Annotated in this window: 14 protein-coding genes and 1 pseudogene; 12 read left to right on the top strand and 3 right to left on the bottom strand. The window is 61.6% G+C overall.

All coding sequences use genetic code 11. The features are described from left to right. A pseudogene (locus ENZ74_RS01350) lies at positions 1–386 on the top strand (hypothetical protein); the annotation flags it as partial. Positions 387–402: 16 nt separating this feature from the next. Here the strand turns inward: ENZ74_RS01350 and ENZ74_RS01345 are convergent. Then, positions 403–603, bottom strand: a complete 201-nt coding sequence (locus ENZ74_RS01345; RefSeq protein ID WP_013532050.1) for a hypothetical protein — start codon at positions 601–603, stop codon at positions 403–405. A gap of 201 nt (positions 604–804) precedes the next feature. Further along, positions 805–1,743: a LysR family transcriptional regulator gene (locus ENZ74_RS01340; RefSeq protein ID WP_013532051.1), complete on the bottom strand. Its 939-nt coding sequence runs from the start codon at positions 1,741–1,743 to the stop codon at positions 805–807. A 123-nt stretch (positions 1,744–1,866) separates the two neighbouring features. Between ENZ74_RS01340 and ENZ74_RS01335 the strand changes: the two genes are divergently transcribed. The 10 genes from ENZ74_RS01335 to gph are packed head-to-tail and all read left to right on the top strand — an operon-like array spanning position 1,867 to position 11,844. Then, complete coding sequence (locus ENZ74_RS01335; RefSeq protein ID WP_013532052.1) at positions 1,867–2,913, top strand: class 1 fructose-bisphosphatase; 1,047 nt, start codon at positions 1,867–1,869, stop codon at positions 2,911–2,913. 8 nt (positions 2,914–2,921) lie between these two features. Beyond that, positions 2,922–3,794, top strand: a complete 873-nt coding sequence (locus ENZ74_RS01330) for a phosphoribulokinase (RefSeq protein WP_013532053.1) — start codon at positions 2,922–2,924, stop codon at positions 3,792–3,794. 10 nt (positions 3,795–3,804) lie between these two features. Further along, complete coding sequence (gene tkt, locus ENZ74_RS01325) at positions 3,805–5,817, top strand: transketolase (RefSeq protein ID WP_063167849.1); 2,013 nt, start codon at positions 3,805–3,807, stop codon at positions 5,815–5,817. A gap of 11 nt (positions 5,818–5,828) precedes the next feature. Next, positions 5,829–6,908 carry a class II fructose-bisphosphate aldolase gene (gene fba / locus ENZ74_RS01320; protein ID WP_063167848.1) on the top strand — a complete coding sequence of 360 codons (1,080 nt, stop codon included), beginning with the start codon at positions 5,829–5,831 and terminating at the stop codon, positions 6,906–6,908. 21 nt (positions 6,909–6,929) lie between these two features. Next, positions 6,930–8,423, top strand: coding sequence for a ribulose-bisphosphate carboxylase large subunit (locus ENZ74_RS01315; RefSeq protein WP_013532056.1), 1,494 nt, complete (start codon positions 6,930–6,932; stop codon positions 8,421–8,423). An 18-nt stretch (positions 8,424–8,441) separates the two neighbouring features. Then, positions 8,442–8,876, top strand: coding sequence for a ribulose bisphosphate carboxylase small subunit (locus tag ENZ74_RS01310; RefSeq protein WP_013532057.1), 435 nt, complete (start codon positions 8,442–8,444; stop codon positions 8,874–8,876). A 7-nt stretch (positions 8,877–8,883) separates the two neighbouring features. Further along, entirely contained in the window at positions 8,884–9,822 is a 939-nt protein-coding gene (cbbX, locus tag ENZ74_RS01305) for a CbbX protein (protein WP_013532058.1), read from the top strand. Between the two features lie 58 nt (positions 9,823–9,880). Further along, positions 9,881–10,567: a ribulose-phosphate 3-epimerase gene (gene rpe / locus ENZ74_RS01300; RefSeq protein ID WP_063167847.1), complete on the top strand. Its 687-nt coding sequence runs from the start codon at positions 9,881–9,883 to the stop codon at positions 10,565–10,567. 21 nt (positions 10,568–10,588) lie between these two features. Further along, a complete protein-coding gene (locus tag ENZ74_RS01295; RefSeq protein WP_013532060.1) occupies positions 10,589–11,146 on the top strand; it encodes a thioredoxin family protein in 558 nt (185 codons plus the stop codon). Further along, positions 11,143–11,844 carry a phosphoglycolate phosphatase gene (gene gph / locus ENZ74_RS01290; RefSeq protein ID WP_013532061.1) on the top strand — a complete coding sequence of 234 codons (702 nt, stop codon included), beginning with the start codon at positions 11,143–11,145 and terminating at the stop codon, positions 11,842–11,844. Before ENZ74_RS01295 ends, gph begins: the two co-directional genes overlap by 4 nt. A 47-nt stretch (positions 11,845–11,891) precedes the next feature. Here gph and ENZ74_RS01285 read toward each other — a convergent pair whose 3' ends face one another. Further along, entirely contained in the window at positions 11,892–12,272 is a 381-nt protein-coding gene (locus ENZ74_RS01285; protein ID WP_024504374.1) for a cytochrome c family protein, read from the bottom strand. 363 nt (positions 12,273–12,635) lie between these two features. On the opposite strand from ENZ74_RS01285, the gene ENZ74_RS01280 reads away from it, so the two are divergent. Continuing rightward, positions 12,636–12,845, top strand: coding sequence for a hypothetical protein (locus ENZ74_RS01280; RefSeq protein ID WP_013532063.1), 210 nt, complete (start codon positions 12,636–12,638; stop codon positions 12,843–12,845). Positions 12,846–12,872 lie beyond the last annotated feature (27 nt).

The following is a 12,872-nucleotide window of genomic DNA, read 5'->3' as shown; positions in this document are numbered from 1 at the left end:
CCCAGAAGGAGATCAAGGATTTCGCGACTTCCCTACCGCCCGAGCAGGTCGCAACCAAAATGACGATGCTGGTGCAGGGAATGTTCGATCACATGGACGCCGAGCGTTCGCACGTGATCTCCGGCATCTCCCGCTATGCCCACAAACAGCTGGAAATGGCGGCACAGTTGCGCAAGGAAGCATCCGAAGTGGACGCGCTGCGCGCCAAGGCCGATGCGGATCCGGACGAAGTAGAACGGCGAACCGATCAACTGAATTTCGCGACGCGAATTTTCAACGAACGCGTCCAGTCGCTGACTTATGTCTGCGATGTGCCGACGATAATCGAGCAGCGGCTTTACCAGTTGTCGAAGACTGTCTCGGAAACGCTCATCGTGAAGAAATAGACCTTGGCCGCCTGTCTCACGACTCTCTGCCAGGCAGCACACGCCAGCGCTGCACGAAATAACCGGGATGCGTCTCGATCCACCTTGCCACCAGCGGCTGCGCCTGCATGAAGGCAGTCCCGGGATTCATCGCCAGACCGTCTACCATTTCCTCGCGTTGTTCGCAGGTCCGCGGTCCATCCGTCAGGCAGACCATCATAACGAGTGTGTAAAGCATTACCCCTTTTCCCCATCGAATTCCCGAACCCATACCCGGGAGAGTTCCGAACAGTCTGCAGGGGTTGCACATACAGATCGCTTACGGTGTGAAAGGACGTGGCCCCCGCTCTTTCGCACTGCAACATAACATATCGCTTATATAATACCAACGAGCGCGGGCGTTCTCCACCGGACTTTCATCCGTTGCGCTCGTGCAGTGTCATCCAGCCTTGTCTGGATACAGCTTTCCGAAAAGGGGCAGGTACATTGCGCCCTTGCGCATCAGGAAATCGTTGAATGTGGCCATCGCCGGCGAGATTGCGTGATCGGTTCGCATCACCGAGAACCATTGTCGGCGGATCGGCATGCCGACAACGTCGAGGATGACAAGCCGGCCTGCCTCGGTTTCCGCAGCGATGGTGTGAGCAGAGATGAAGGCGATGCCCAGACCAGCCATCACCGCCTGCTTGATCGTTTCGTTCGAGGCCATCTCGACACCGAGGTCGTCGATGCGCCCAGGCACGTCGCTCAGGAATATTTCCAACGAGATACGGGTTCCGGAGCCGGGCTCGCGAATAAGGAAATGCTCCTCGGCAATCCGCTCCTTGGAGATATCGCGCGCCGCCACCAAGGGATGGTCGGGCGGCGCGATGATGACCAGCGGATGATCACCGAAGACCGAAGCACGCACCGGAACCTCTTTCGCCGGACGCCCCATCAGCGCGATATCGATGTCGTGGTTCCTGAGGTTGTCGATCGTCTGGGCACGATTGCCGATGGCAAGCCGCATGTCGATGTCGGGATGGTCCTTCATGAACGCAGCCATCAGCCGCGGCGCGAAATATTTGGCTGTGGAAACGACGCCGAGCCTCAAGCTGCCGGTGCGTACGCCCTTGATGGCATCCATCTTGTCTTCGAGCAAACCGAGATGCTCCTCGATAACCTGCGCTGTCTCGACGAAAGCCAGACCTGCGGCAGTGGGACGCATGCCGTCCGACGTTCGGTCGAACAGAGCCAGCTGGAATTCTTCCTCCACTTGTCGCAGTTGGATTGTCAGCGCTGGAGGAGACAGGCCTAACATCTTGGCTGCGCTGACAATTTTGCCGCACTTGATGATTGCCTGGACGGTCTTGAAATGCTTGAGCGTGAGGTTTCTCATGTCGCATACTAAGTTATTTTTACTGACCAGGTAAAGTTATTGAATTTTACTTATCGTGTGACGTTTGTTTCCATTCCTCCAGTCCAGCCGCTCCGAGGAGATGCGGCCGGAGGGGAGGTTACGATGCCAGCGGCAACGCTCGACGCTTTTCTGAACTCCTATCTCGGCCAGCCAGACGAATTCCGCTCGGCCGTTGTGACGACCGTCCGTCAGTTGACACAGGCCGCCATCAAGGTCCGCAACACCATCAACCAAGGGGTGCTCGGCGCCGCCTTTGCCGAGACCCGTGGCGCCAATGCCGACGGCGACGTCCAGAAGGATCTCGACGTCTTCTCCGACGACATCTTCCTCGACGCCATGCGCCGTGCGCCGGTGGCGCTTTACGCCTCCGAGGAGCTGGAGCAGCCAGTCCTGCTCGACAGGCAAGCGCCACTCGCCATTGCGATCGACCCGCTCGACGGCTCTTCCAACATCGACACCAACGTGTCGATCGGAACGATCTTCTCGCTCCTGACCGCAACTGGCGCGCCGGACGCTGATCCGGCCGCCTCTTTCTTGCAGGCGGGCGTGAACCAGCTAGGCGCCGGTTTCTTCATCTATGGGCCGCAGCTGGCACTCGTCCTGTCGCTCGGCAGCGGCACGCATGTCTTCGTCTTCTCGACAAGGCTCGGCACCTTCGTCCAGGCCTATGAAAGCCGGATCATTCCGCAACGCACTCAGGAGTTCGCCATCAACGCCGCCAACTACCGGCACTGGGACGAGGCTGTGCGGCTCTATGTCGACGACTGCCTGGAGGGCACCGAAGGACCGCGCGAGAAGGATTTCAACATGCGCTGGATCGCCTCTCTGGTCGCCGACTGTTACCGCATATTGATGCGCGGCGGCGTTTTTCTCTACCCCGGCGATCGGCGCAAGGGCTATGGTCAGGGACGGCTGCGCCTCGTCTACGAGGCCAACCCGATCGCCTATCTCATAGAGCAGGCTGGTGGTGCCGCCACCGACGCGATCACCCGCATCCTGGAAATCGAGCCCGAGAGCCTGCATCAGCGCGTGCCGATGATCTTCGGGTCGGCGCGGGAAGTCGCGCGCATCACGCGCTACCACACAGAGCCGAGCAACATCGGTGAGCGTGCGCCGCTGTTCAGCCGCCGCGGCCTGTTCAGAGCCTGAGCTGCACCATGTCAGCCAAGCACCCCATCATCACCATCACCGGGTCGTCGGGCGCCGGCACGACCTCGGTCAAGCGCATCTTCGAGCTGATTTTCCGGCGCGAGAACATCGAGGCCGCTTTCATCGAAGGCGACGCATTTCACCGCTACGACCGCGCGGCGATGAAGGCAAAGGTGGCCGAGGAGGAAAAGGCCGGCAACCCGAACTTCACCCATTTCAATGCCGCGGCCAACGAACTCGGAATTCTCGAAGAGGTGTTCGCGGAATATGGCCGTCGCGGAACCGGCAAGACCCGCACCTACATTCATGATGAGGAAGAGGAAAAGCAGCACGGCACGCCACCGGGAACCTTTACCGAATGGCGCGAATTCGCTCCCAGCGACCTGCTCTTCTACGAGGGGCTGCACGGCTGTGTCGTCACCGACACGATCAATCTGGCCAAGCATGCGGATCTCAAGATCGGCGTCGTGCCGGTCATCAATCTCGAATGGATCCAGAAGATCCATCGCGACCGTTCGACACGCGGCTATTCCACCGAGGCGGTGATGGACGTGATCCTGCGCCGGATGCCCGACTATGTCCGCTACATTGTCCCGCAATTCTCGCAGACCGCCATCAACTTCCAGCGCGTGCCGATCGTCGATACGTCCAACCCGTTCATCGCGCGCTGGATTCCGACACCCGACGAATCGATGCTGGTTATCCGCTTCGCCAATCCGCGCGGCATCGATTTTCCGTATCTGCTGTCGATGATCCACGACTCGTTCATGTCGCGGCCAAATTCCATCGTGGTGCCAGGCAACAAGCTCGATCTTGCCATGCAGCTGATCCTGACGCCGCTCATCCTGCAATTGGTTGAACGCAAGAGCCGTGTGTCGTGAGGAGGATGCAATGACCAGCCAAACAGCACTGAAGCCCGTCACCACAACCGCTCTCGTCTCTGAGCGCGACATGGCGAACGCCATTCGCGCGCTGGCGATGGACAGCGTCCAAAAGGCGAATTCGGGTCATCCCGGCATGCCGATGGGCATGGCCGATGTCGCAACGGTGCTGTTCAACCGCTTCATCAATATCGATCCGTCGAGACCGGACTGGCCCGACCGTGACCGTTTCGTGCTTTCAGCCGGCCACGGCTCGATGCTGCAGTACGCGCTGCATCATCTGCTCGGCTACGAAGACATGCAGGTCGAGGAATTGCAGCGATTTCGGCAGCTGGGCAGCCGCACCGCCGGACATCCGGAATACGGCCATGCGCTTGGCGTGGAGACCACCACCGGACCGCTTGGACAGGGCATTTCCACGGCGGTCGGCATGGCGCTGGCGGAACGCATGCTTGCCGCCCGCTACGGTGCCGATCTGGTCGATCATCATACCTATGTGATTGCGGGCGACGGCTGCCTTCAGGAGGGAATCAGTCACGAGGCGATAGATCTCGCTGGTCACCTGAAGCTTTCCCGCCTGATTGTCTTCTGGGACGACAATGCGATTTCCATTGACGGGCCGACCTCCCTCTCCACGTCGATGGACCAGCCGGCGCGCTTCAAGGCCGCCGGCTGGGATGTCCAAAGTGTCGCCGGGCACGACATGGCAGCAGTCGCCGCGGCAATCGAGGCGGCGCGGCGGTCGGATCGGCCATCGCTGATTGCCTGCCGCACAGTGATCGGCATGGGTGCCCCCAATCTCGGCGGTTCGGAAAAGACGCACGGCGCACCGCTGGGTGAAGCAGAGATCGCCGCGACACGCGAAAACATCGGCTGGGCCCACGCGCCGTTCGAGGTGCCGGATGATATCCTTTTCGCCTGGCGCGAGATTGCCGGTCGCGGCGAAGCGATGCGGCGCGCCTGGGAGCAGCGGCTTGCCGCCTCGCCGCGACGCGAGGCTTTTGAAAACGCCGTCGCCGCCGAACTGGCCGACACGGTCTTCGACGCGCTCGAAGCCTTTCGTCGCGAACATGTCGAGAAGGCAACCAAGGTGGCGACGCGAAAAGCCTCCGAAATGGTGCTGGAGGCCATCAACGGCGCAACGGAATTGACCGTCGGCGGCTCGGCCGATCTGACGCACTCGAATCTGACGATCACCAAGGGCATGAACCGCATTGCGCCGAGTGACTATGCCGGCCGCTACATTCACTACGGCATTCGTGAACACGGCATGGCGGCCGCCATGAACGGCATCGCGCTGCATGGAGGGTTCGTGCCCTATGGCGGTACGTTCCTGTGCTTCGCCGATTATGCGCGCGGCGCGATGCGGCTCTCGGCGCTCATGGGCCAGCGCGTCATCTATGTGATGACACACGATTCCATCGGCCTCGGCGAGGACGGCCCGACGCACCAGCCGGTCGAGCACCTGGCGATGCTGCGTGCCACGCCCAATCTCAACGTCTTCCGTCCGGCGGATGTCATCGAAACGGCGGAGTGCTGGGAACTCGCGCTGAAGAGCAAGGATCGGCCGAGCGTGCTGGTGCTGTCGCGCCAGAACCTGCCGATGCTGCGTCGGTCGCACAGTGACGAGAACCGCTCCCGCCAGGGTGCCTACGTCCTGCGCGAACCAGCCGAGCACCGTGCCGTCACCCTGATCGCCACCGGCTCGGAGGTCGAGATCGCGGTTGCTGCCGCCGAAAGGCTGGAGACCGAGCATGGCGTCGCCGCCGCCGTCGTGTCGATGCCGTGCTGGGAGCTTTTCGAGGAGCAGGAAAGAGCCACCCGCAAGGCCGTCCTCGGCTCGGCGCCGCGCGTCGCGGTCGAAGCGGCAGCCCGGCTGGGCTGGGACCGCTGGATCGGCGAGACCGGCGCTTTCGTCGGCATGACCGGCTTCGGCGCCAGCGCCCCTGCCCCCGACCTCTACCGGCATTTCAACATAACGTCCGAAGCGGTTGCTGCAGCGGCGCTGAAGCTCATCATCTAGGAGGATTCACAATGGCTCGCATCACCCTTCGCCAGCTTCTCGACCATGCCGCCGAGCACGGCTACGGCGTACCGGCATTCAACATCAACAACATGGAACAGGGCCTCGCCATCATGGAAGCGGCCAAGGCCTGCGACGCGCCTGTCATCATCCAGGCTTCGCGTGGCGCCCGGACCTATGCCAACGACATCATGCTGGCCAAGATGATGGAGGCGCTGACCGAAATCCACCCAACCATCCCGCTATGCATCCATCAAGACCACGGCAACAGCGAGGCCACCTGCCTTTCCGCGATCCGCCACGGCTTCACCTCGGTGATGATGGACGGATCCTTGATGGCGGACGCCAAGACGCCGGCAAGCTACGACTACAACGTCGCCATAACCGAACGCGTCGCACGTATGGCGCATTGGGTCGGCGCTTCCGTCGAAGGCGAACTGGGCGTGCTCGGCTCGCTGGAAACCGGCCAAGGCGAGGCCGAGGATGGCCACGGCGCCGAGGGCGCGCTCTCCCACGACCAGCTCCTGACCGATCCCGATCAGGCGGTCGACTTCGTGACCGCAACCCAAGTCGACGCGCTGGCGATTGCCTGCGGCACCTCGCACGGTGCCTACAAATTCACCCGCAAGCCGGACGGCGACATCCTGGCCATGCAGGTGATCGAGGCGATCCACGAGAAGCTGCCCAACACGCATCTGGTCATGCACGGCTCTTCCTCTGTGCCGCAGGAGTTGCAGGACATCATCAACAGATACGGCGGCGAGATGCCCCAGACTTTTGGCGTCCCGGTCGAGGAGATCGAGCGCGGCATCCGCTACGGCGTGCGCAAGGTCAATATCGACACCGATTGCCGCATGGCCATGGCCGGGCAGTTCCGCCGCGTCGCGACGGAAGACCCGCGCGAGTTCGATCCCCGCAAATTCCTGAAGCCCGCCATGGATGCCTTGCGCGACCTTTGCCGGGACCGCTTCGAGCGTTTCGGTACGGCGTCCAACGCCTCGAAGATCAAGGTCATCGCCATGGACGAGATGGCGAAACGTTACGCCGCGGGAAAACTCGACCCCCAAATCGCAACCGCGAAAGCCGCCTGAGCAACAAACAGGAGACCTGTCATGAACAAGATCGACATACTGCCAGCGGGGACGCTCAAGGAAGGCAAGGAGCGCTACAAGTCAGGGGTCATCCCCTACAAGAAGATGGGCTACTGGGAGCCTGACTACAGGCCCAAGGAAACCGATCTGATCGCCATGTTCCGGATCACGCCGCAACCCGGTGTCGACCACGAGGAGGCGGCAGCCGCCATCGCCGGTGAATCCTCCACCGCGACGTGGACCGTGGTGTGGACCGACCGGCTGACAGCTTGCGAGCTCTATCGCGCCAAGGCGTTCAGATCCGAGCCGGTGCCGAACACCGGTCCCGGAACCAAGACCGAGCAACAGTACTTCGCCTACATCGCCTACGACCTCGACCTGTTCGAGCCGGGCTCGATCGCCAACCTGACCGCATCGATCATCGGCAATGTGTTCGGCTTCAAGGCAGTCAAGGCGTTGCGGCTGGAAGACATGCGTATCCCGGTGGCGTATCTCAAAACCTTCCAGGGGCCGGCGACCGGCATCGTGGTGGAGCGTGAGCGGCTCGACAAGTTCGGCCGGCCGCTGCTCGGCGCAACGACGAAGCCGAAGCTCGGCCTGTCGGGACGCAATTACGGGCGCGTCGTTTATGAAGCGCTGAAGGGCGGCCTCGACTTCGTCAAGGACGACGAGAATATCAACTCGCAGCCCTTCATGCATTGGCGCGACCGCTTCCTCTACTGCATGGAGGCCGTGAACAAGGCGTCGGCCGCCACCGGCGAGGTCAAGGGCCATTATCTCAACGTCACCGCCGGCACGATGGAGGAGATGTACGAGCGCGCCGAATTCGCCAAGCAACTTGGCTCCTGCATTGTGATGATCGATCTGGTCATCGGCTACACGGCGATCCAGTCGATGGCCAAGTGGGCACGCCGCAACGACATGATCCTGCACCTGCACCGTGCCGGCAACTCGACCTATTCGCGCCAGAAGAACCACGGCATGAATTTCCGCGTCATCTGCAAATGGATGCGCATGGCCGGCGTCGACCACATCCATGCCGGCACGGTGGTCGGCAAGCTGGAAGGCGACCCGCTCATGATCAAGGGATTTTATGACACGCTGCGCGAGGAGCGCACGCCGCAGAACCTCGAAACCGGGCTGTTCTTCGATCAGGAATGGGCCTCGCTCAACAAGGTGATGCCCGTTGCCTCGGGCGGCATCCATGCCGGCCAGATGCACCAGTTGATCCACTATCTCGGCGAGGACGTCATCCTGCAGTTCGGCGGCGGCACGATCGGCCATCCGGACGGTATCCAGGCAGGCGCGACGGCCAATCGCGTCGCCTTGGAAGCGATGATCCTGGCCCGCAACGAGGGGCGCGATTATTTGCGCGAAGGGACCAAGATCCTCGAACAGGCGGCCAGATGGTGCACGCCGCTGAAGGCTGCCCTGGAGACCTGGAAGGACGTCACCTTCAACTACGAATCGACCGACACGGCCGACTTCGTGCCAACCGCAACGCCCAGCTTCTAGACGAAAGGAACCGTCGTCATGATGACCAATCCGGGAAACAAGGTCACACAGGGGCAGTTCTCGTTCCTGCCCGACCTGACCGACGAGCAGATTTCGGCGCAGATCAAATACGCGCTGAAGAACCATTGGGCGGTCAGCGTCGAGTACACGGACGATCCGCATCCGCGAAACACCTATTGGGAAATGTACGGCAACCCCATGTTCGACTTGAAAGATCCGGCGGGCATACTGCTCGAGGTCAATGCTTGCCGGAAAGCCTGTCCGAACATGTATGTGCGGGTAACCGCCTTCGATTCGACCAAAGGCTGGGAAGCGCCGCGCATGTCGTTCATTGTCAACCGGCCGCCCAGCGAACCCGGGTTCCGGCTGCTGCGCCAGGAGCGTGACGGCCGCAGCCAGGGTTATTCGATCGTGCCTTATGCGACCGACAGGCCCGAAGGCGAGCGGAGCTAGCCGAACCATGCTGAACGCGATGACAAAGGACGCTGCCGCACAAGACGCGACGGTTGATCTGCAGGCCGAGTTCGAGGCGTCCAACATCGACGAGGTGATGGACAAGCTCGACCGAGAACTCGTTGGCCTGAAGCCGGTCAAGACCCGCATCCGCGAGATCGCCGCCCTCCTCCTGGTCGACCGGCTTCGCCGCAGGTTCGGACTGACATCGGGCGCGCCGACGCTGCACATGAATTTCACGGGAAATCCTGGCACCGGAAAGACCACGGTGGCGCTGAGGATGGCCGAAATCCTGCATCGTCTGGGTTATGTCCGCGAAGGCCACATGGTCGCCGTGACTCGCGACGATCTCGTCGGCCAGTATGTGGGCCACACCGCGCCCAAGACCCGCGAGGTGATCAAGCGTGCCATGGGCGGCGTGCTTTTCATCGACGAGGCCTACTATCTCTACAAGCCAGAGAACGAACGCGACTACGGCCAGGAATCGATCGAAATCCTGCTGCAGTGCATGGAGAACAACCGTGACGATCTGGTTGTGATCCTTGCCGGCTACAAGAACAAGATGGACCGCTTCTTCGACAGCAATCCCGGCATGCGTTCGCGCATCGCCCACCACCTCGATTTCCCTGACTATGGCGTCAGCGAACTGAAATCGATCGCCGAGATTATGCTCGCGGAGCAGAATTATCGCCTCAGCGAGGCGGCGTCCCAGGCGCTCGAAGAGTATCTTCCGATCCGCATGAGGCTGCCGCATTTCTCCAACGCGCGTTCGGTTCGCAATGGGCTCGACCGGGCGCGGCTGCGGCAGGCCAACCGGCTTTTCGCATCGCGCAGCCGGGTGTTGACCAAGGCCGATCTTATCACCATCGAGGAATCCGACATTCGCGGCAGCCGCGTGTTCGCGGAAGGGAAACTGGAAGGCGAACCGGAGACGAAGATGCGCTGACACGACGAAGCGGCCGGCGCAGCGACCAACACCGCAGACAGAATTGGAGACGACGACCATGGTCACCGGGACAATCATCGCACCCTCCGTGCTTTCCGCGGATTTCTCGCGGCTCGGCGACGAGGTCGAAGCTGTCGTGCGGGCGGGTGCCGACTGGATCCATCTCGACGTGATGGACGGCCACTTCGTGCCCAACATCACCTTCGGTCCGCCGGTGATCAAGGCGATCCGCGACCGAACGGACAAAATCTTCGACTGCCATCTGATGATCGCGCCGGCCGACCCCTATCTGGCCGCCTTCGCCGACGCCGGTTGCGACATCATCACGGTGCATGCAGAGGCCGGGCCGCATCTCGATCGTTCCCTGCAGGCGATCAAAAATCTCGGCAAGAAGGCCGGCGTATCGCTGAATCCTTCGACGCCGGAGAGCGTCATCGAATATGTGCTCGACAGGCTCGATCTGGTGCTTCTGATGACGGTCAATCCAGGCTTCGGCGGCCAGGCCTTCATTTCCGCGGTCATCGAGAAGATCAGGCGAATCAAGGCATTGGTTGGCCACCGCCCGATTGACATCGAAATCGATGGCGGCGTCACGGCCGAAACCGCCCCGCTGGTCGCCGCGGCCGGCGCCAATGTGCTGGTCGCCGGGTCGGCCGTGTTCAAGGGGGGCACCGAGGCGGCCTACCGCGCCAACATTGGAACCATCCGACAGGCGGCCGACGGTGCGATCCGGAAAGCCGCGTAAACCATTTCATCGGAGGCAAGCATGGCGGCCGTTCCCCCTGTCTGCGATTTCGGCTGGCGCGCGATCGATGCCGTTTTGCCCGGCGTCGACGGCAGGTCGCATTCGATCCTCAGCCAGGCCGGCCCGAACGGCCTGGTCGTGGCCTTCATCTGCAATCACTGCCCTTATGTGAAGGCGGTGATTTCACGTATCGTGCGCGATGCCAACGACCTCAAGGCCGAAGGTATCGGCTTTGTCGCAATCAACTCGAACGATGCCGACACCTACCCGGAGGATTCCTTCGACCAAATGAAGCTCTTCGCCACGACGAACGGCTTCAGCTTCCCTTACCTGCACGACCAGCGCCAAACTGTAGCGCGCGATTACGTGGCGGTGTGCACTCCCGATTTCTTCGGGTTCAACAGCGAGTTGGGATTGCAATATCGCGGTCGGCTGGACGCCTCGCGACGAGAAGCCGGAGCGCCCGGGCTGAGACGCGATCTGTTCGAGGCGATGAAGCAGGTTGCCCGAACCGGCGACGGGCCGCTGGACCAGGTCGCCTCGATCGGCTGCTCGATCAAGTGGAAGGATGACGCATGAACGTCGGCGCAGGTAGGCCGCTTCGATCGCCGAAGGCGATCCTGTTCGACCTCGACGGCACGCTGGTCGACTCGGCACCGGACATAGCGGCCGCCGTCAACGAATTGCTGGCCAGCCGCGATCTGCCGCCGCTGCGCCTGGACCGGGTCAAGGCCATGATCGGCGGCGGTGTCAGGAAACTGATCGAGCGAGCCTTCGCGGCATCGGGAGCGCCACTGCTCGGCAACGCTCTCGATGAGGCAAACCGCGTCATGGCGCCTATCTACCGCCGGCACCTGACCGGCCTGACAAGGCTGATGCCTGGCGTCAGGGAGGCCCTCACCCACTTTCATTTGGGCGGAGTAAGCATGGGGGTGGCAACCAACAAACCGCAGTTGGCGACCCGCGAAATCCTGCTTCATTTCGGATTGACGGAATATTTCGGTGCGATCGTCGGCGGAGACGCGGTGACATACCTGAAACCGGCGCCCGATGCCCTGCTGCTGGCGTTGGCACAACTAGGCGTCGACCCGGGTGACGCGCTGCTGGTCGGAGACAGTGGCGCTGACCTGGGCGCCGCACGCGCCGCCGGCATGCCCGTCATTCTGCTGCGTGGCGGCTACAGCCACATTCCGGTGGAAGAGCTTGGCGCCGATCTTGTTTGCGACAGCCTTTTCGATCTGCCTTCGGCAATGCAGGGGCTGCAAGCCGATGCGTGATCGAGGCGAACGCCGGCCGAACGCAAGTTCGAACGGCCGGCGGCGCGCTATTTCGAGAATTGCTTCAGATAGGCGATGACATTGGCGATGTCTTCGTCCTGTTTGAGGCCGACAAACGCCATCTTTGTTCCTTTGACCATGGCCTTGGGATCGTGAAGGTAAGTCTTCAGCGTGGGTTCATCCCATTTGACGCCGGACTTGCCTGCCGCGACCATCGCCTGAGAATAGCTGAACCCCGGGTGCGTGCCGGCTGTTCGGCCGATGACGCCGTTCAACGACGGGCCGACCTTGTTCTTGTCCTGGTCGGCGACATGGCAGACCTTGCATTTGGCGAAGACCTTCTCACCCGCCGCCGCGTCCTGTGCCTGGGATTGGCTCGCGATGAAGGGCACAACGGACATGACTGCGAAAAATGCGATTGCGCGCATGGTATTTCCTCATTGATCGTCTGGGTGCCCTGGACGATTTGTGCATGCCGATCCTTTGATCCGTCGGCATGCGCCTTACGCGGTGGCGTGGAAATTCCGCTTCTCCCGTGGAGCCGCGCCACGTCACCTGGAAGCTAATCGGCATGTTGTGAAAGTCAATCGTACAAAGGTTTAGAGGCCTGGGTGCTCAAGGATCCTGTCCATTCGTCTTTGTTGACGGCTATTGGGCGAGCGCGTAGCTTGACCTCATTCCGGTTTCTCCATTGGCACCTTGAGAAATCCGGCAAGTGGCGGTTTTGTCCTGGCTCCTGGTTGGGCTGGACTCGCCGAGATGGGCGTTTGGGAACGCGCAAGAGGTGCTGAATGGACATGGTCGATCTCATATTGACGGTTTGCCTCAGCGCCAATCCGAGCAATTGCCGAGACGAACATCTCTATTTCGAGAGCCGCGGCACCCTGTTCCAATGCATGTTCCTTGCCCCCAGCGAAATCGCGAAATGGTCTCAAGAACACCCGACCCTCAAGGTCATGCGCTGGAAATGCGCATTTCCGAGCAAGGAACGAGCCATCTGATTTGGCAGCGCGGAACCCTGGGGAGGA

The sequence above is a fragment of the Mesorhizobium sp. M7A.F.Ca.CA.002.15.2.1 genome, assembly GCF_003998715.1.
Taxonomy (GTDB): domain Bacteria; phylum Pseudomonadota; class Alphaproteobacteria; order Rhizobiales; family Rhizobiaceae; genus Mesorhizobium; species Mesorhizobium ciceri.
The sequence above is the reverse complement of the archived record's forward strand: the minus strand, read 5'-3'. Positions and strand labels throughout refer to the sequence as shown.